Source organism: Alkalilimnicola ehrlichii, assembly GCF_003399765.1.
Classification (GTDB): Bacteria; Pseudomonadota; Gammaproteobacteria; order Nitrococcales; family AK92; genus AK92.
The window spans coordinates 97,247-117,494 of record NZ_NFZV01000012.1; the positions used below are offsets into that span (position 1 = coordinate 97,247).

Consider the following 20,248-nt stretch of genomic DNA (forward strand, 5'->3'; position numbering starts at 1 on the left):
TTTCACCTATGCTTTACTCGACGAGGATTTCAGTCGTTGGAGCCGTTTTTGCGCCCTCGCCTTACTAGCCGAGCGAGACGGCTTATCGCCATCCCCCTGAGTACCAATAAAGTCCGCCAAAGAACGGACCGACGGATGTTGAAATACGTTGATTAATGCAAACGATTGCTCCAGCCGCTGACAAATGCGGTGATACAACTTCACCAGCAATGCCGAGGTGGCGCCGATATCGAAGAAATTATCGGTAACCTGCACCTCGCTAACGCCTAATAGCGTCTGCAACTCAGCCGCAATGACGCTTTCTATTTCGTTGGCGGGCGGCACTGCCTGAGCGGCCGGAGTCGCTTCCACTGTCTCCGCCCGTTGCCTCAGTAGCGCTCGGTCCACCTTGCCGTTAGCGGTTAACGGCAACTCCGGTAACGACACGATCCGGGCCGGTATCATGTACGAAGGCAACTGTTCTTGGAGATAGGCTTTAAGTCGTGAGCGAAAGTCTTCAGTATTTTTCGTCGGTGTGCTGGCGACGGCTGCCTCCTCGCGAGGCTCTATGCCACCGCCAATTAAGCTCGCTAGAAAAGCGTGCCGCTCGCCGAGACGGCAGGCTTTTATTATCGGATCGGTAGAGAGATCTCCTAGCTGGCAGACTCCTATACCAAACTCGCCGGCGCGCGAACGCAGCAACTGGGCCATCGCACCCGCCTCGAGTAGGCACATATCGCGCCCGAAAGCGCCGTACAGAGGAACAATCGCCTCCAGGTCGCCAACGAGAAATACTGAGAACCCCGCCGAGGCGGCTGCCTCTCGGTTATGCGAGTAGTGAATATCCTCGTCGAGCGGACCCGCTTCCAGAGCAACTAAGGCGTGGCGTACGGGATCGTAGTAATAGAACCCTTCCTCGACACCTTCGACTCTGTTCCGTTTCACATGGAGATAGCATTGGACCGGATACAAGCCTCCGGCCGAACCGTAGTCGTACTTCGGCGACTCGCCTATTTGTCTACAGGCCAGAAGTCCCAGGAAGCGACTGAACTGGGTCAAGGAGACCGGCTGTTGCTGAAAGACTCGCTGGCTTTTCCAACCGGCCAGGGCAGCCGCCGGCGACAGTTGCACCTCGTCGTTCGATCCGCTATCGAATTGGCGGATGCCAAGCCGTTGCATTTTGAATAAAAGCCGCTCGGCCGGGTCGGTTATCTCCACTCCGCCTTCGGCAAAATCGTTTTCCTCGGCGGCGAGCTTCTCGTGCGATATGTCTGCACCCTCGCTGTGCGGAACAGCGAACAGCACCAGGCTCTGTTGCCCACCCCGCTCGAAGACATCGGCAATGGCGTGTTTGACTTCCGGATGCGTTCTCGCCGTATGCTCGATTTCCGGTAACTCGATACGCTGCCCGCGTATTTTGATTTGAAAATCGTCTCGTCCGAGGAACTCGATGGTGCCGTCCGGCAACCAACGGCCCAAATCGCCGCTACGATAGAGCCGCTCCCCCGTGTCCGGATGCATAATGTATTTATCGGCCGTTTTTTCCGGGTCGTTCAGGTAGCCTCGTGTCACACCGGCTCCGGCGATATACATCTCTCCGGGCACCCACACAGGCACAGGCTTAAGAAGCTTATTCAGAATGTAATAGCGGCTGTTCGTTAACGGCTTGCCGTACGGGATGCTTTTCCAAGACGGGTCAACCACATCTACGTGATAGAAAATGTCCCAAATGGTCGTTTCGGTAGGCCCACCGGATGCCACGAGTTGTATATCCGGCCGGTATCGACGCAGCCGCTCGGGTAGGGTCACGGGAATCCAATCTCCCGCCAAAATGACCCATCTCAAAGACGAAGGCAGTGTTGCGGCTGCTTTCGCGCCCGCGTGCTCGTCCTGAAAGTCCAGTAACATATCCAGGAATGCGGGAACCGAATTCCAGAGCGTAATCTGGTGCTTACCTAGAAGATCTAACCAATGGGCAGGGTCTTTCCTCTGTGGGGCATCGGGAATAACAATTTGCCCGCCGGCTGCCAGCATGCCGAAGATGTCATAAACGGAAAGGTCATGATGCAAGGCCGTTAAAGCAAGAATCTTATCGTTCGGCCCTATCCGATAACGCTCGTTAATATCCAACAGTCGGTTAACGACGTTCCGGTGCTCGACCATGACGCCCTTCGGCGCCCCCGTCGACCCGGACGTATAGATAACATGCGATAGGTTTTCCGGTAACGCCGACGGATACGATGTCGCTGCCTTTGTCTGCGCCGTGTCGAACCACTCGTCATCCAGAGTAAGCGTTGGCAAACCCTCCGGTAACTCCAGATCGCTCAATAACTCGGGCTGAGCGATTAAAGCCACGGCTTCGCTGTTCTCTAGAAAGTAACGAACTCTCGCCGGCGGCTGCTCCGGATCGATCGGCAGGTAAGCCGCACCGGATGCATGGACACCCAGTACGGCCACAACCTGCTCCCAGGTTTTCGGCAATAGGATGGCAACGATGTCGTTCGGGCCGGCGTTGAACCCTCGTAACTGCTCCCCCAAGACGGCAGTCGCGTGTTTCAGCTCGCCGTAGCTGATGCTGCGCTCCGAGTGTATTAATGCCGGCTCGGCTTCTCGCTGTGCGGCCTGTTTCAAAAACAGGCTATAAAGCGTTTCGCTGCCGTTGGCAAAAACTCGCTCGGTTTGATTCACCATAGCGAACTGCGCAAGTTGCTCTTCCGGGGTATAGCATAAGGCCGTCGATTGCCATAGCGCTTCGCTACCGATCAACTGACCGAGCAACTTTTCATAGGCAGAGAACATGGCCTCGATCATGCCGTCCGGAAACATCGCCGGGATGTAATCCCAACTGGCTTCTAGGCTACCGCGAGCCGTTTCTCTAACTTGATGGTCGAGATATACCTGGGGCGTTTGGGTGAGCGTGTAGGCAACCTCGCCGAATTTATCCAGCCAATCGAGCGAGAAGCCTTGACCTTTCAGATCCAGTAAGCTTGTGAACACCACCGGCATAACCGTTGCCGAACCGGATTTTAGATAGTTATTCAGCTCGCCAAGTACCGTGACGCCGCTAACCGTACGATGGTCCAGGTGCCCCCATAGTTTTGCCTGCAGTCGAACCGCTTTTTCGGCTAACGTCTCCCCTTCCTTATGATCGATGCCTAACAAGATCATCGACGTAAAATCGCCGACCAACTTGTTAACGTCCGGATGAACGGGGAGACGGTTAAACAAGGTGACATTGAGGGTAAACGATAAGTCCTTGCTCCAGTGCCTGATCACCTCCGCAAAGGCGATCATGATCAAAATCGTCGGCGTCACGCCAAGCGATGCTGCACGACTCCGCAGCCGTTGATAATCCGCCTCGCTAAGCTCAAAGCTGCGCCTGGCAAAGCGCCCACCGTCGGCCTCCGGCAGCGTCGGCAATGCCGGCGCCGGCGGTAATCGGCGAACTTCTTCGTGCCAGTAGGCTAAATCCTCCTGATAACGGGCAGAATTCTGCTGGCGCGCCTCGTCAAGAACATAATCGCGATACGTCAACTCAAGTGGCGCGGCAGATAACGTTTCGTCGTCATAAAAACGCGCCCAATCTTCGAAGACGATGAGTAAACTCGCGCCATCGACATGCAACAAATCAACACTGATGTATAAGCGCGAGGTACAATCGTCCAGCCGCGCAACTTCGATGAGAAACCCCGGCCAATCATCGGTCGTCCGTGCCGAGTGCGATAGCTGCTCGCGCTTGGCAGCTAGAATCTCGCGCCGCTCGTCCGCCGCAAGACAACGTAAATCGTGCACTTCGATCGGGTAAGGGTCGACGACGGCAAGCACCTGCTGCTCGCCCGCTGTATTGACGACGGCACGCAGCATATCGTGACGCTGAATAACCTTATTCCAGGCTCGCTCCAAACGTTCGATATCTAAGCCTTGCGTATCCACCTCGCTGTAAAAGTGGATAGCGGTCTCGCCAAGATCGAACGCTTTCTGCCGGCCAAGCCAATAAGCGCGTTGAATATCCGTTAACGGAAACGGCTCCAACCGCTCTTCCGGATTAACCGCCAGCGCTGGCGACCCGGCCTGACCTAACAACGCGATGAGATCCGCTTTCTGCTGTCTAACCGCGCTCACCAAGCCTTCATCCAACGCACCGATTGGGGCGCGTAGACGAATGTTTCGTCCCTGCTCTACGGAGAGGCTAACCCCCATGTCCTGCAATTCCCTCAACAAGCGTTGAGCAAGGTTTGTTGTTGTCGATACGCTCATACCACGACCTCCTCTAGCGCGTTATCGCGGGAGGCGGGCTCCCCGAGCGCAATCCGTTTGCCTTGATTCAGCTTGCTAATAATCGCTTCGGCCAACGCACCGACGGTTGCAGCATCCGCGAGCTCCGCCAACCGCAGATCAACGCTAAAGCGGTTTTCTATCGACTCCATCAAGGTCATCAAACGCAACGAGTCCAAGCCTTTTTGGATCATTCCATCCTCGGGCGATATATCCTCGGCCCGGGAGTCGGCAAGCCTTGCCACTTCGGCGATCAGAAACTCGACGACTACGTCACGGTCGGGAATGGAAGTCGCGGGCGTGGGATTCGCGTACTTCGATGCCGGTTGGATACGCTCCGATGCAGGCGACCCCATACTCCAAACGGCCTCGACCGTTGGCGTCATCCATTGCGCCCGGAGCGCTAATCGGTGAGAGAGAAAATCCTCCTTAACACGGAGGTGCTGTATCTTTCCGCTCGTCGTTCTCGCAACGGCTTGGTTGCTGACGAGCAGCACGGCGCCGAGTTCGACACCCAATGCTTCTCGCACCGCCCCCCGCACCGACGCGATAAGCGGCTGTGCCGCTTGATCGTCGACATGCTTCAGCGCAATGGCAACGACCAACTCTTCATGCGTATCGACATCGACACCGAAGACGGCGATTGGCCTCGACTTTACCGCATCAACGGCATCTTCGATGGCCGTGGACACATCGGCAGGGTATATGTTGCGCCCGCGAACGATCACAAGATCCTTTATACGACCGCAAACGAATAGTTTTCCATCGGTAATAAAGCCAAGGTCGCCAGTACGTAAAAACGGCTCGGTGGGAGATCCGCCGTTTAACAAACCGCCAAAAGTCGCTTCCGTCTGTTCCGGCCGCCGCCAATAGCCCTGCCCAATCCCAGGGTTACGGACCCATATTTCGCCGACGCGCGCCGGCGGCAACTCCGCTCGGGTGTTCGGGTCGACAATGCGGATATCGCTATCCACCCCAACCTGACCGCAAGACACCAAACGTAGCCCATCGCGGTCCGACTCTATCACCTCGTTGGCCTCCAAGGCGGCCCGTCCGAAGCTTCGCGTACAACCTTCTCGGATATATTCGCCGCTGACATATACAGACGATTCCGCCAAGCCATAACCGGCGAACATGGCGTCCGGATTCAACCCAAACGGCTGAAAATGCTCTACGAAGCGTTCTAGCGTACTCACCCTGATGGGCTCTGCGCCGCTTAGCATGGTTTGCATAGAGCCAAGGTCGATCTCAGCCATATTTTTCTTGGGGATACGATCGATACATAAGCGATAGGCAAAATCCGGTGCTGCCGTCACCGTCCCGCCGTACTGGCTGATAGCGGATAGCCAAAGCAACGGCCGCCGGACAAAATCCTCCGGCGACATCAGGTAACAGGGGGCGCCGTTGTACAAGGCCGACAACACCATGGCGATCAGCCCCATGTCGTGATACAGCGGCAACCACGAAACAAAGACCGAATGCCGGCTATTGCCAAACGTTCCCTGCATCATCGCTTCGTTGGCGACCAGGTTGCCATGGCTTAGCATGACGCCCTTTGGACTCGCGGTAGAACCGGAGGTGTATTGAAGAAACGCGAGATCTTCGCGATCGATCGCGGGCGCCTGCCAGGCCGGACGTGCGTTCAGATCGATATCGTCTAAAAAGATCCACTGCAAACGCTCAAGGCCAGGTAAAGGCGCACTCAACCCCAAAGCGGTCAGGGCTGCGCGGCTCGTAACAACAAAACGAGCTTCTGCATCGTCCGCCAAGGCCGTGAAACGTTCGACACGGCGGTCGCCAGTCGGCGGCGACGTAGTGACGGGTACAACTTTTCCATACAAACAACCGAAAAAGGCGCGGAGATAATCCAGTCCCTGCGGAAACAAAAGCAGCGCTCTTTCCCCCAAAGCCCCCTGTTTGTTCAAGTGAAAGGCTAAAGCACAGGCTTGCTGGTCTAATTCGCGAAAAGTTAACGAGTCGACCTCCCTCCCCTTATCTAGAAAACAATACGACAAGTCATTCGGCTGTTTGTGTGCCCAGTGCCTTACGCAGTCAACTAAGCTCGCTGCGCCCGTCATGGACAAGTTTTCCGTGGTCATCCCTCACCTCTCTGCACCCGATTCGCTCTAGTTCGTTCCGGCCTTGCCTTGGCGCTTTGGCCGGAACCCTCTGGCCAACTCATTCAGCAGGTTCAGACATCCTTAAATTGTCAAAGCTTCTTAACGCACCTCCGCGGCAACCGGTTCCCGAACAGTCGCTTGGCTCACCGCACGCGCTGGATGAGTGCCATAAAGCAGCAGCAACAGCACCGGCAACAGGGTCAAATCGACTAACAAAGCCACCGTCAAGACGACAATCGCCAGGAATCCGAAGGTTTGATTCGGTACGAAATCGGCAAACGTGAACACACCGAAAGCGCAGACCAGCACCAAGGTTGTCACGGCTATAGCCGGTCCGACTTCCTTAACCGCCCGCTTGACGGCTTCCTCCGCGGCCAAACCGTCCACGATGCCGCGCCGGAAAGCGCTGATGAAGTGAATGGTGTCGTCGACCGCGATGCTGAGGCACACCGTCATCACCACCACCGTGCCAATATCGAACGACTTGCCGACGACAACCAACGCTGCCGCACCGATCACCAAGGGGACAATGTTCGGGATCAAGGAAATCAGGCCCAGGCGAACCGATCGCAGTGCCAAGATCATCAACAAGCTGATAAGCAGCGTGGCCAAGCCAATCGACGTAAAGAACGAGTTAACGACATAGCCGTTAAGCTTCTGGAACAGCAGCATCTTGCCGGTGGTTTCGACGTTAAGCCCCATCCCCTCGCCGTATTCGAGAATTTGCTGTGCCGACCGGGTCGCGAGTGCGGAGTCATAAAGCGTCCACTTCACGCTAATGCGGACGGCATCCTCCTCGGCCGTGATGCGATCCGATACATCCAACCCTTGCGGCAAATTAAGCGTGTAGAGGAATAGCAGTTGAGACAGCGCTTCTCGATCGTCGGCAAGCCGGTAAAAGCTCTGCTCATCTCCGTGCAGCGAGCGATTCGTTTGCTTTAAGATGTCGACGATTGAAATGGTCTTTACGACACCGTCTTGGGTATCGATCCAGCTTTGATAGGCCTCAACCTGGCGTAAAAATTCCGGCTCCAGCGCTCCGCCCGGTACCCCAGTATTGATGACCACTTCCATACCCTGAGCACCATTCACATGCTCTTCGGCAAAATTATTCGAATCGCGAACCCAATGGCCTTCGGCGAAATACCTAAACGGATTGGCATTGACTTGATTATTCATCGCAACGGTTAAGGCCAGAACGATCAATCCGACAAAGCCTGCCGCTATCAGCTTTTTCTGACTGGAGAGAAAACCGACGTAGGCATGCAACCGCGGACCGATACTCAGAGTATCGAGCGGAGCTTTACCGCCCTGATACTTTTTGGATCTCTCCGGTAGCAGAACCAGTAGTGGGCCGAGGAAGAAATAAATCAAGAACCACGTCGCTATAGTCCCCAAGCCGACCACAAGACCAAGCTCGCCGATCGCTATAATGTTGGAGGTCATGAAGCTAAAGAAGCCGACCGCCGTCGTTACTGCCGTAAGTACAGTCGGCACCGCGTTAATCGCTAAGGCGTGCTGCACCGCTACCGGCTTGGAATAATTGTTTCGACGTGCGGCAAAGTAAGCATTCAGGATGTGGACCGATGTCGCAATACCGATACCGATCATAAACTGCGGCAACAGGGCGGTGATGTTCGATATTCGCACGCCCAACCAACCGGCAATACCCAGCGCCGAAACAACCGCCAGTATAACGAGCACCAGCGGGACCGCCGCCGCTTTGATACGGCGAAAAACCGCAATGAGTATCAACGCCATAATGAAAAGCAAAACAGGCACAAATGCCTGCATATCGCGTTGCGCGCTTTCCATTAACGCGTGCTCTACCGCGACTCGCCCCGTGATGTGGAAAATATGATCGGGATCGCGATGACGGTCGATCATCTCCCGCACCGCTTCTATCACAGGGCCGGGAGCCGGGCTCGACAATTCGTCCCCCGGCCGAACGAAACCAATAACCAACGCGGTCTTTGCATCCGTACTGAGCAGGTACTCCGGAACGATTTCGTGCTGTAACGCGGCCTCGCCACGCGGACCGAGAAATTCTTCCGTGAATGGCCCGTCATCCGCAATCAGGGGATCCACCGCGATATCGTCCCCAACTGCTTCTACCCAGCGATAATTGCTCAGCGACTCTACCCGAACGACATCGGGCACACGCCACATTTCTTCCGTTAAATCGACTAAAAGCTTTGCGGTACGGGGGTTAAAAACGCCATCGGGATTATGGACCATTAAGACGACAGAATCGTCGTTAGCGAACCGCCTTTCCAAGGACTCCACCTGGAGACGCAACGGGTCATCCTCATGAAAGTAGGCGCGGTAGGTCGAATCTGGGGCCAAACCTCTCAGACCCGGTACTGCAAATAACACTATAAGCAGCGGCACTAGCAAGGCCCGCCAAGGATGTTCAACAACCAGTTGGGCGAGCGTATTCGAGAAACCCGACGGTTTTCTTCCAGACACCACGAGTCACCATCCTTGTTACTTTGTTAACCGCCGGATGCGGCGTGACTAACTCATTAACGAAGTTGTCGAAGCCTAGTTCGACATCTAACAATGACTGAGACTAGTGGGGAGCCTACAAGCGCCACAACTATCAAAACTGGTAGGTCGACATTTTGGGGGGCTACAACCGGAGGCAGGGGTAAATCCCGATGCGATCCCTGGCAAATACAGGGAGATCGGAGAACAAAGCGAATTAAGCCGGAACGTCCGAACGGCAGGCGTTCGACACAAAAACCGCTATTGGCTTTTGGCCGAAGAAGCGGAGAGACTACGCTGTTAATAGGTGGGCTTCAAGCAATGAAATTCAACCCCATCCTTGCACGGCTCAACCGCTAGCAGCGACTGTGTTGAGAACGACGTGTTTGGTTGGATCGCAGAAGAACGTTGAGAATGGTCGACAGCTGCGACCGGGGCCGCGCTGCCTTTAGTTTTTACAAAGGGCTGCGAACATCGCCTTGCGGCTGCGCGCCAGTCGGTCCATAAGGGGCAAGAGACATTCAGCGTTTCCCTAACCCGACGGCTCTAATTGCTGATTCATGCGCAACGCGGGGGAGTCGTCAACGATCTGCCCTACCACCCTGGCCGGGACGCCGGCTACCGTGGTATACGGGGGCACATCGGCCAAAACAACGCTACCGGCGCCTATTTTGGAGCAAGCCCCCAGCCGGATGTTACCTAACACTTTCGCGCCCGCAGACAGCAACACTCCACGCCCTACCTTCGGGTGCCGATCTCCTGTGTCTTTCCCCGTTCCGCCCAGAGTGACACCCTGAAGTATAGAAACGTCATCCCCAACCACAGCCGTCTCGCCAATGACTACAGCCGTTGCATGGTCCATAAAAACGCCGCGCCCTATAACCGCCGCCGGATGGATATCTACCGAGAATGCCTCGGATATGCTGCTTTGCAGGTAGAGCGCTAACGCAAGCCTACCCTTACGCCAGTACCAATGAGCCACCCGATGAGCTTGTAGAGCATGAAACCCTTTATGATTCAAGAACGGCGCCGCAAAACCTTGCACGGCCGGATCGCGATCGACCGCCGCCGCCAAGTCCGACCGGACTGCCAACTGAATCTCCGGTGCCGAGAACAAGGCCTTGGCGACAATCTCCCGCAAACTCATCGCCGGAAGATCCGGCGACGACAACTTATTGGCCAGGAGATAGGATAGCGACGCCTCTAAGCTAGAATGATTAATCACCGTCGCCTGCAAGTAGCTCGCAAGAATAGCCTCTTCCTGCGCCAACAGCTCAACTTCGTCGCGCAGCGTTCGCCAGGTTGAACACTGAGTAGCACTCACGCTCCCTCTCCCCTGTTAACCGACCACGGAACCCCTAAAACGAGAGGCTCCCAAACCGCACCGCCTACTAACAGGATGCGGAAAAGCCCATCCTGGACTTGTTTCGGCCCGCTACCCCGCAGGGCGCTCCATCAATCAAGTACTGACGTGCTCGTTCGATGCACGGCACATCCTGTGCCGCCCTAGCAGGATGCTGAAAAAATATTTGCAGCACCCTGCTAGGGCGTCAATATGCCTAAAGCAAGCGCCTTCGCCACCATGTGATATTTGTTTGCCACATTAAGTTTATGTTTTAAGTTCTTGAGATGAAAAAGAACCGTATTCTCCGAAATCGACATAATCATACCTGTTTCAGCGGCTGTCTTGCCGAGCATAACCCAACGCAAGACCTCAATCTCCCGAGGGCTCAAAGGCTCGGATACCTGAGCCTGGGCGAATAGATGCTCGACACGATTCTGTAGGTAATGTGCCCAAGCCTCGATAAAAGGGAAAGAGACGGCATGTTGCTCGACGCTCACCAAAGACAACATTCCTATACTGCCCGAAGTCCCGCGAATCGGGACGGTAATCAAATTCGTCATCCCCATACCGAAAGCGTGCTCCCAGAATACGAGCACCTCGTCCACCACTCCCGGCTGCTCGCAAAGGAAGCGATCTACAAATGCCGAGTCCCAAACGGCCGGACGAACATGATGGGCGCAATATTTTATCTTCGGATCATTCTCCCGCATCCAATTCGCGTTAGGAGAATCTAAACTGACGTTAGGCCGGGAGAAAAAAAGAAGTTTCTTGTTAATGCCTAAGTACCTCGGCGGCATCCATGCATACTTAAATACAGGACAACCAATATTAGCAAAAACCGCATGACAAACATCGGCGATTTCATCTAAACTCGTGCACTTCTCAAGGGTGTCAACATTAGAGTAAAAGAAATTAGAAACTTGGCAATACATCACGGCATCCTGCCCTGTCGCCTAGACCTCTCAAGGCCCCAATTGAGCCGTTACCTCTCCACCTATCAAAACCTAGCAAGTCAAAGAACAATCAACCATTCCATAGCTCACCCCCCTAAAAACCAAGTATTACGCGCAGAACGGAAAACCCTTAAGAAAAAGCAGAAGTGCAATCATCTTTCCTCAACTTACCGTTGCGTTCAAGTCTAACTTTACAAGCAAATATATTTCTAACTTTTTCAGTTTCTTAGCACTGCCCACCTCAAGTAAACCTAATGCTAGAAGCCGCGTAAAACCGACTGAAGCAGGAAACGAAAAACCTCTCGCCCCCTGGCGAGCGATAGTCTCTTACCCTAACCCTCCAATGTTACAAGATAACACATATCCGCCATCGACGCGCCTCGACAAGACGAAGTGGGCCCGACCTCGACCATCTTGACATAACAAGATTGGCATAGAAGCTGCTTGGAAATGTACTCACAGAGCGGGAGATTTTTGTATACAACATAGCCTTCCGAAATACGCGACAGAATGGTGCGTTATCATCAAAAAACGCCCAAATAAGGGGCAAAACAAGCACAACATGTAGGTTGATCGCGCACCATTAATGTATACACACACCTCCCTAGGACAATCTCTAAGGGCTCTCCCCCGGCAGCCTTATAAAGAGGAGCGACTGAAATGGCCACCCCAAATCATACGGTTCGCTTTGTGCTCGATGAGGAAATCGTTACGGTAAGGAACATTGAGCCGACAACAACACTTTTACAGTATCTACGCCAATCCCTCGGCCGCACGGGGACCAAGGAAGGTTGCGCAGAAGGCGATTGCGGCGCTTGCACCGTTGTTGTCGGCGAGTTGGACGGTGACCGTATCGATTACCAGGCGGTCAATGCCTGCATTCGATTTCTCCCGACACTGGACGGCAAGGAAGTCGTAACCGTTGAAAGCCTTGCGGAAGGCGAAGCCTTACACCCCGTTCAACAGGCCATGGTCGACAAGCATGGATCGCAATGCGGTTTCTGCACGCCTGGTTTTGTCATGTCGCTGCTCGATGTCTATCTCAAGCACGAGCAGATTACTGCCGCAGCAATCACCGAACATCTCAGCGGAAACCTATGCCGTTGTACCGGTTATCGCCCCATTATCGATGCCGGCCGTGGGCTGGCAGCGTACCCCGATCCGCCGCGTTGGCACCGCGCGGAGCCGCACAACCCGGCCCGTATTCAGCGCCTGCGATCGATTCGGCCGCGAAGGGGCGGAGCCAAGCGCCGGGTTTTGTGCCCCGACCTCACTGGATGCGCTCGCCACAACCTATGCGGCTAATCCCGACGCTGTCTTATTAGCGGGCGGAACCGATATCGGTTTATGGGTCACCAAGCAGCTTAGAGAACTACCGAAAATCATCTACATCGGCAATGTCGCCGAGCTGAAGAGCATAGGCGCCGACGGCGATCGACTGAGAATAGGAGCGGCGGTGCCGCTCGCTAAGGCTTTTTCTACTTTACTGGAATATTACCCGGAGCTTAACGAGCTACGTCAGCGCTTTGCATCATCGCCGATCCGGAACGCCGGCACCCTATGCGGAAACATCGCAAATGGATCTCCCATTGGAGACTCCATGCCGATCCTGCTCGCCTTAGGCGCGAGTGTAAGGCTCCGCCGCGGCGAATACTGTCGAGAGCTAGCGCTGGACGACTTTTATCTCGGTTACCAGCAAAACGCGCTAGCCCACGGCGAATTCATCGAGGCCGTTCACATCCCTCTCCCCCGCCCCGGCCGCAGAGTCGCGACCTACAAGGTATCGAAACGTAACGATCAGGACATCTCGGCGGTATGCGGTGCCTATGCGGTGGTTATCAGCAACGGCAAAGTCGTCTCTGCACGGATCGCCTACGGCGGAATGGCGGCCATCCCCAAACGGGCTCGAGCAACAGAAGCCGCCCTGGTCGGTAACCCCTGGACGCAAGCCACCATCAATACGGCTATCAACGCTCTGGAGGGAGATTTTCAACCTATTAGCGACATGCGCGCCGGTCGCGAATACCGTCGATTGGTCGCCGGCAACTTGCTGCAACGCTTTTACCTGGAGAGCGCGAGCCCGGACCTTCCGCTACGGCTTCAAACGCTAACAGCCTAAACGTCTCACAGGTAAAAAGGAGCCGCTCATGCCCGCCACCGAACGCTTTACCACTACCGGCAAACCGATCCGGCACGACAGCGCTCACCTCCACGTAACCGGTAAAGCGCACTACACCGACGATATTCCATTGCCCGCAAACACCTTACACATCGCCTTCGGGACCAGCCGGATTGCCCACGGCCATATCGCTGCGCTCGATCTCAGCGCCGTGGTCTCTGCCCCTGGCGTTGTCCGCGTATTCACCGCCGCCGACGTGCCTGGCGATAACAACTACTCGCCCGCACACGACGACCCGATCTTTGCCGACGATTTAGTCCAGTATATCGGTCAACCTATCTTCGCGGTGGCGGCAACTTCCTACGAGGCGGCACGCCGAGCCGCCCAACGGGCCGGTATCGACTATTCCCCCTTACCGGCCATTCTGGATATTCGTTCCGCTTTAGTCGCCGAGAGTTATGTACTGCCAAGCAAAACCCTACGCCGAGGCAACCCCGAACAGGCCCTGGCTCAAGCCGAACGACGCCTACAAGGCAGCATCGAGATGGGCGGACAAGACCACTTCTACCTCGAGGGCCAAGTTGCCGTCGCCATCCCGCAGGACCACGGCGGTGTCCTCGTGCACAGCTCGACACAGCACCCAAGCGAGATCCAGCACATGGTCGGTCGCGCCCTGGGCAAACAAGCACACGACGTGGTTATCCAATGCCGCCGCATGGGCGGCGGTTTCGGTGGTAAAGAAAGCCAGCCGGCCCTATTTGCCTGCGCGGCGGCCATCGTCGCGACGGCCACCGGCCGGCCCGCCAAGCTGCGTATCGACCGGGATACCGACATGATAATGACCGGCAAACGGCACGATTTTCTGGCCGAATACGACGTCGGTTTCGATGCCAACGGTCGCATCCAAGCGCTCGACCTCATGCTCGCCTCTCGCTGCGGTTATTCCGCCGATCTCTCCGCGCCGGTTAACGACCGCGCCATGTTTCACGCAGACAACGCCTATTACCTGGAACACGTCAACATCGTTTCCCATCGCTGCAAAACGCACACAGTATCCAACACCGCTTTTCGCGGCTTCGGCGGCCCCCAAGGCATGATGGCTATCGAAGCGGTTATCGACGATATCGCTCGTCACCTGGGGAAAGACCCGTTAACGGTGCGGCGGCTGAACTATTACGGCATCGATGAACGCAACGTCACGCCGTACGGCATGCCTATCGAAGACAACATTCTCAACCTCATTACCGATCAACTGGTTAGTAGTAGCGATTACCTGGCGCGGCGCCAAGCCATTGCCAAGTTCAATGCGCAAAGCCCGGTGGTTAAACGAGGCATTGCCTTAACACCGCTAAAATTCGGGATTTCTTTCACCGCCACTCAGTTCAATCAGGCCGGTGCGCTGATTCACGTTTACACCGACGGCACGATACTGCTGAATCATGGCGGCACGGAGATGGGGCAAGGCCTGTTCACGAAAGTGGCTCAGGTGGTCGCTAGCGAGTTTGGTTTACCCTTGGCTAAGGTGCGCGTTTCTGCCACGGATACCAGCAAGGTCCCGAACACTTCCGCTACCGCTGCCTCCTCCGGCAGCGACCTTAACGGCAAGGCCGCGCAAGCGGCCGCAGTCGCTATCAGGGAGCGGCTCATAGCCTTTGCTAGCGACTACTATAACGTGCCGGCCGACGCGGTATGCTTCCACGACGGCAACGTAACGATTGGCCGGCAAACCATTAGTTTTACCGAGCTGGTTCAACAGGCCTATCACGCGCGCATATCCTTATCCTCAACCGGCTACTACCGCACGCCAAAAATTCACTACGACCAAACAACGCTGACCGGGCGCCCCTTCCTCTATTTCGCCTACGGCGCCGCAGTCACCGAGGTCGCTATCGATACGCTCACTGGCGAGCATCGCATGTTGCGGGTCGACGTATTACACGACGTCGGCCAATCGATTAATCCGGCGCTGGACATTGGCCAGATCGAAGGCGGCTTTCTGCAAGGCGCTGGGTGGCTCACCTGCGAGGAGCTGTGGTGGGATAGCAAGGGCGAACTCAAGACGCATGCGCCGTCCACCTACAAAATACCGGCAATCGGCGACTGGCCGAGCGATGCCCGTATTCGCCTGTTGCAGGACTCTCCGAACCGGGAAAACACCATTTTCCGCTCTAAAGCCGTCGGCGAGCCTCCCTTCATGCTGGCTTACTCGGTATTTTACGCCTTGCGCGATGCCGTCGGCGCCGCAGCGGGCCCGGCTGCCGCTACAGCGCTCCAGGCGCCAGCAACGCCCGAAGCCGTTCTGCGTGCACTTATGGCCTGCGAGACGAGCGCCGAACCGGGGGAAGCCGCGGAGGTTGCCGTATGACGCATTGGCTGGAAACGTTGGAGCAACTGCTCCGAGAAGGCGAACAGGTGGTTCGCATCGTCGTCTCCGCCACCCGGGGATCGGCCCCGCGCGAGGTCGGTGCGACGATGCTCATTCACCGGCACGGCACCTTCGGCACCATTGGCGGCGGGCACTTAGAGTATACGGCTATCGACCTCGCGCAGCGTCTGCTCCGCATCGACCACGGGGCTAGCCAACAAGAACGATTTGTCCTTAGCTCCGCCCTCGGCCAATGCTGTGGAGGTATCGTCAACCTGTGGTGGGACAGCTTTGGTCCCGAGGACTGCGCGTGGGTGAGGACAGCGGCGGAGCGGCTAAGCGTTCAAAAACCGGCGTATCTACTCTCGGGCCGGGGCAGCCGCGCGCTAGTAGACACGGATTCTCGCCTTTTGGCAGCAACCGGCGAGGCCGGCGCCGCACTTGTCGCACACGTTAATACAACCGCTTTCGACAGCTTGACCGTCGCGCAGTCGGCCGAAGGGGAAAAGGTGTTGGTGCAACTGCTGGACGATGCGCGCACCCCCCTCTGGTTGTTCGGCGCAGGTCATGTTGGCAAGGCGTTACTCTACCAGTTGCGCTTCCTGCCATTTCGCGTCACCTGGGTCGATAGCCGGCAGGACTATCTTCCCGCGCGCCTGCCGCCCAATGTACGCCCGCTATGGTGCGAGAACCCAGCAAGCCTCGTGCGCTCGGCGCCTGACGACGCTTGGTTTTTAGTTCTCACCCACGATCACGAGCAGGATTTTCGAATCTGCCATGCCCTGCTCCAACGACCGCGGTTGGACTTTGCCGGCCTAATCGGCTCCCGCGCAAAAGCAACCCGCTTCGCGCAGCGGCTAGCGCGACTAGGACATGGCCGGCGTGACTTCGATCGGATTACCTGCCCGATCGGGATACCCGGGATCCGCGGCAAGGAGCCGGCGATGATCGCCGCGGCAGTCACGGCCCAACTACTCCAACAACGGGAATGGTTGATCGCGCACGACGCGCCACCCTTCTCTTTCGCGCAGGGGAGCCAAGGCTGATGCAAAAGTTACCGCCTCGCTTAGAGCTGATCAATGTCGGCAAGCGTTATCCGGCCGTCGTTGCCAACGACGGCATCGACCTTCGGGTTTATCCCGGCGAAATTCATGCCGTGCTGGGCGAGAATGGCGCCGGCAAAAGTACGCTGATGAAAATCATCTACGGCGTGGTCGCAGCAGACACCGGGGAAATGCTTTGGGACAATCGCCAGGTAACCATCGATTCACCGGCGCAGGCCCGCGCGCTCGGTATTGGCATGGTGTTTCAGCACTTCTCGCTGTTCGAAACGCTCACCGTCGCCGAGAACATCAGCCTCGCCCTCGATCAACCGCCCCCGACTGCGGAACTCGCGCGGCAGATAACCGAGGTATCGGTAGAGTATGGCTTGCCTGTCGAGCCACATCGTCCGGTGCACACGATGTCGGTCGGCGAACGACAGCGGGTGGAAATCGTACGCTGCCTGCTACAAAAGCCGCGCCTGCTCATCATGGACGAACCCACCTCGGTACTGACGCCGCAAGCCGTACAAAAGCTGTTCGAAACCCTCCGCCGCTTGGCGGCGGAAGGTTGCAGTATCGTCTACATCAGTCACAAGCTCGATGAGATTCGCCAGTTGTGCCACACCGCTACCGTGCTCCGTAACGGTCGGCTCGCCGGCACCGTGGACCCGCGTCGAGAGACTCGGGAATCACTCGCTAAGCTCATGATCGGACGGGAATTACCCCGCTTCCACTGGGAGCCCAGAACTGCGGGCGAGACGAGGCTGTCGGTCAAGCAGCTACAACTACCGAGTAGCGACCCGTTCGGCACGGCCTTAGAGGATATCGAGCTCGCAGTGCGTAGCGGCGAAATCGTCGGTATCGCCGGGATATCCGGCAACGGACAACAAGAACTATTGTCCGCGCTTTCCGGCGAGCGGACGACAGCGGCCGATAGCGTCTTTTTATGCGGCACAGCCGCCGGCAAGCTGAATGCCGCGCAGCGGCGCCGCCTGGGCCTTCGGTACGTGCCGGAGGAACGTCTCGGGCGCGGTGCCGTGCCTTCGCTCTCGCTCAGTCTGAATACGCTGCTCACCGGCAGCGAACAGGGCCTGACCGAAAAGGGCTTAATCCGCTATCCCGCGCTGCGCCGGTTCGCCCGCCGCATCATTGACCGGTTCAAGGTGAAATGCGGCGGCGAGCAGGCGATCGCCAGCAGTCTTTCCGGCGGCAACTTACAAAAGTTCATTGTCGGCCGGGAAACCCTACTCTCCCCCACCGTCATGCTCGTCGCGCAACCCACCTGGGGTGTCGATATCGGTGCCGCCGCCTTGATCCGGCAGGCCCTGCTCGACCTGCGCGACGAAGGGGTCGCCGTCCTCGTCGTCTCCGAAGACTTGGAAGAGTTGCTCACTCTCAGCGATCGCATCGCTGTGCTGGCGGACGGCCGCCTCTCGCCGACCGTGCCGACCCGCGAGACCAGTATCGAGCAAATTGGCCTTTGGATGAGCGGCGCGTTTGGCGACCAAACCGCGATACCCGCGACGGAAGACCCCGTGGAGATTTTCCATGCTTAGACTGGAGCCGAGACCCGAGCCCTCACGGCAGATGATGTTCGCTTCGCCGCTGATGGCGGCCGTTCTGATGCTGGTATCGGGCTATGTGATTTTCAGCATCATGGGGCAACCGCCCTTATACGCGTTCTATATCTTCTTTATCGATCCGTTAACCAGCCTCTACGGAATCGGCGAGTGGCTACTCAAAGCCACGCCGCTCATTCTGTGCGGAATCGGGCTCGCCATCGGGTTTCGCGCCCGCGTCTGGAACATCGGCGCCGACGGCCAGCTTACCATCGGCGCCATCGCCGGCGGCGGGGTCGCCCTCTACTTCCAGGGCGTTAACGCGTTCTGGCTGCTTCCCTTGGTATTGCTTGCCGGCGTGGCAGGCGGTATGGCCTGGGCGGCGGTGCCCGCCTTCCTCAGAACGCGCTTTAATACCAGCGAGATCTTAGTCAGTCTGATGCTGGTCTATGTTTCCTATTTGCTTCTCCGTTACTTGGTCAACGGCCCTTGGCGCGACCCGTTCGGATTCAACTTTCCGCAGTCGGCCATGTTCCATGAGGCCGCGATGCTGCCGCTGCTATTCGACGGCCTTCGTACCAACGCCGCCTTCATCCTGGCCCTGTTATTGGTGGTTCTAGCCTGGTTCTTCTGCCAAAAAATGACGGCAGGGTTCCGCATGCAGGTGAGCGGCGAAGCGCCGGCTGCTGCGGCCTACGCAGGCTTCAGCGATAAGCGTAACGTCTGGCTCGCGCTATTAATCAGCGGCGGCAGCGCGGGGCTTGCCGGTGTGGCGGAAGTCGCCGGGCCATTGGGACAACTGCAACCGGCAGTCTCCTCCGGCTATGGCTTCGCAGCCATTATCGTCGCCTTCGTGGGCCGTCTGCACCCGCTAGGGGTGCTGCTGGCTAGCCTGCTGATGTCCTTGCTGTACCTAGGCGGGGAAGCGGCTCAACTAGAGCTCGGCCTACCCAGCGCGATCACGGGGCTATTCCAAGGCTTGTTGCTGTTCTATCTCCTGGCCGCCGATCTTTTCATCCATTTCCGCTTGAAAAAAGTCCAACCCCCTGCCGCCGAAGCGCCCGCGACTTCCTCTACAACCTCACCGTCGGAGGCCGTATGAGCACGGAATTAATGATCGCAATCCTGGCAAGTACCGCTGCCGCCGCGACGCCGCTAGTGTATGCCGCGCTCGGAGAATTAGTCACAGAACGTGCCGGCGTCCTCAACCTCGGACTAGAAGGCATGATGCTGGTCGGCGCCATCGTCGGCTTTGCCGGCGCGGTGACCACCGGCAACTTGATGCTGGGTTTTATAGCCGGCATTACCGGCGGTATGGCGATGGCCCTGATTTTCGCCGTACTCACTATCAGCCTGCAAACCAACCAAGTCGCCACAGGCTTGGCGCTTACCCTGTTCGGCTTAGGCTTAAGCGCATTTATTGGCCGTGCTTACATCGGCGTTTCCTTAGATGGACTCAAGCCTTTAGCGATACCGCTGGTCAGCGACATTCCGCTACTTGGGCCGTTACTGGCCACCTTTGATCTGCTGATCTACGGGTCGTTCGTGCTGCTAGCCGCTGTTTATTGGTTTCTGACGCGCACGCGTCCCGGCCTAATGCTCCGCGCCGTCGGCGAGGCACCGGCGGCCGCTCACGCCATCGGCCGTTCGGTGCTCGGTGTTCGCTATTTAGCGGTGTTATTCGGTGGAGCGATGAGCGGCCTCGGCGGCGCTTACCTCGCCTTAGCCATAACGCCGATGTGGGTTGAAGGGATGACAGCCGGACGCGGCTGGATTGCGCTGGCGCTGGTCGTGTTCGCCACCTGGAAACCGATGCGAGTATTATTAGGCGCTTATCTATTCGGCGGCGTGACCATCTTACAATTTCACAGTCAGGCCCTAGGAATTAAAGTGCCGGCCGAGTTCCTTTCCATGTTGCCTTACTTAGCAACCATTATCTGTTGGTGTTGATCTGCCGTAACCCCAACACGATTTTACTCAACCGCCCCATGGCCTTAGGAAAA

General features: G+C 57.0%; 12 protein-coding genes. 7 read left to right on the forward strand and 5 right to left on the reverse strand.

What is annotated here, in order from left to right; translation table 11 throughout:
* Window positions 1-6: 6 nt before the first annotated feature.
* From CAI21_RS12670 to CAI21_RS12690, 5 genes are all read right to left on the reverse strand, one after another.
* Window positions 7-4,236, reverse strand: coding sequence for a non-ribosomal peptide synthetase (locus tag CAI21_RS12670; RefSeq protein ID WP_116302627.1), 4,230 nt, complete (start codon window positions 4,234-4,236; stop codon window positions 7-9).
* On the reverse strand, window positions 4,233-6,353 hold the full coding sequence (locus tag CAI21_RS12675) for an AMP-binding protein (protein WP_116302628.1): 2,121 nt from the start codon (window positions 6,351-6,353) through the stop codon (window positions 4,233-4,235). The genes CAI21_RS12670 and CAI21_RS12675 overlap by 4 nt, the downstream gene beginning before the upstream one ends.
* Before the next feature lie 120 nt (window positions 6,354-6,473).
* The gene (locus tag CAI21_RS12680; RefSeq protein ID WP_147305107.1) at window positions 6,474-8,843 is read right to left on the reverse strand and encodes an efflux RND transporter permease subunit; all 2,370 of its coding nucleotides are present in this window, start codon (window positions 8,841-8,843) and stop codon (window positions 6,474-6,476) included.
* Between the two features lie 550 nt (window positions 8,844-9,393).
* Window positions 9,394-10,185 carry a serine O-acetyltransferase gene (cysE, locus tag CAI21_RS12685; RefSeq protein ID WP_116302630.1) on the reverse strand — a complete coding sequence of 264 codons (792 nt, stop codon included), beginning with the start codon at window positions 10,183-10,185 and terminating at the stop codon, window positions 9,394-9,396.
* A 218-nt stretch (window positions 10,186-10,403) separates the two neighbouring features.
* Window positions 10,404-11,138: a helix-turn-helix transcriptional regulator gene (locus tag CAI21_RS12690; RefSeq protein ID WP_116302631.1), complete on the reverse strand. Its 735-nt coding sequence runs from the start codon at window positions 11,136-11,138 to the stop codon at window positions 10,404-10,406.
* A 681-nt stretch (window positions 11,139-11,819) separates the two neighbouring features.
* On the opposite strand from CAI21_RS12690, the gene CAI21_RS23900 reads away from it, so the two are divergent.
* From CAI21_RS23900 to CAI21_RS12720, 7 genes are read left to right on the forward strand one after another with little or no spacing between them, the layout of a single operon-like run.
* On the forward strand, window positions 11,820-12,464 hold the full coding sequence (locus tag CAI21_RS23900; protein WP_220348157.1) for a 2Fe-2S iron-sulfur cluster-binding protein: 645 nt from the start codon (window positions 11,820-11,822) through the stop codon (window positions 12,462-12,464).
* Window positions 12,433-13,278 carry an FAD binding domain-containing protein gene (locus tag CAI21_RS24900; RefSeq protein ID WP_258868949.1) on the forward strand — a complete coding sequence of 282 codons (846 nt, stop codon included), beginning with the start codon at window positions 12,433-12,435 and terminating at the stop codon, window positions 13,276-13,278. Before CAI21_RS23900 ends, CAI21_RS24900 begins: the two co-directional genes overlap by 32 nt.
* Before the next feature lie 28 nt (window positions 13,279-13,306).
* The gene (gene xdhB, locus CAI21_RS12700; RefSeq protein WP_116302632.1) at window positions 13,307-15,643 is read left to right on the forward strand and encodes a xanthine dehydrogenase molybdopterin binding subunit; all 2,337 of its coding nucleotides are present in this window, start codon (window positions 13,307-13,309) and stop codon (window positions 15,641-15,643) included.
* Entirely contained in the window at window positions 15,640-16,689 is a 1,050-nt protein-coding gene (xdhC, locus tag CAI21_RS12705; RefSeq protein ID WP_116302633.1) for a xanthine dehydrogenase accessory protein XdhC, read from the forward strand. Before xdhB ends, xdhC begins: the two co-directional genes overlap by 4 nt.
* Window positions 16,689-18,242 (forward strand): ABC transporter ATP-binding protein, encoded by a 1,554-nt coding sequence (locus CAI21_RS12710; protein WP_116302634.1) that lies wholly within the window; start codon window positions 16,689-16,691, stop codon window positions 18,240-18,242. The genes xdhC and CAI21_RS12710 overlap by 1 nt, the downstream gene beginning before the upstream one ends.
* A complete protein-coding gene (locus tag CAI21_RS12715) occupies window positions 18,235-19,347 on the forward strand; it encodes an ABC transporter permease (protein ID WP_116302635.1) in 1,113 nt (370 codons plus the stop codon). The genes CAI21_RS12710 and CAI21_RS12715 overlap by 8 nt, the downstream gene beginning before the upstream one ends.
* Window positions 19,344-20,195: an ABC transporter permease gene (locus tag CAI21_RS12720; RefSeq protein WP_258867976.1), complete on the forward strand. Its 852-nt coding sequence runs from the start codon at window positions 19,344-19,346 to the stop codon at window positions 20,193-20,195. Before CAI21_RS12715 ends, CAI21_RS12720 begins: the two co-directional genes overlap by 4 nt.
* The last annotated feature ends 53 nt before the right edge of the window (window positions 20,196-20,248 follow it).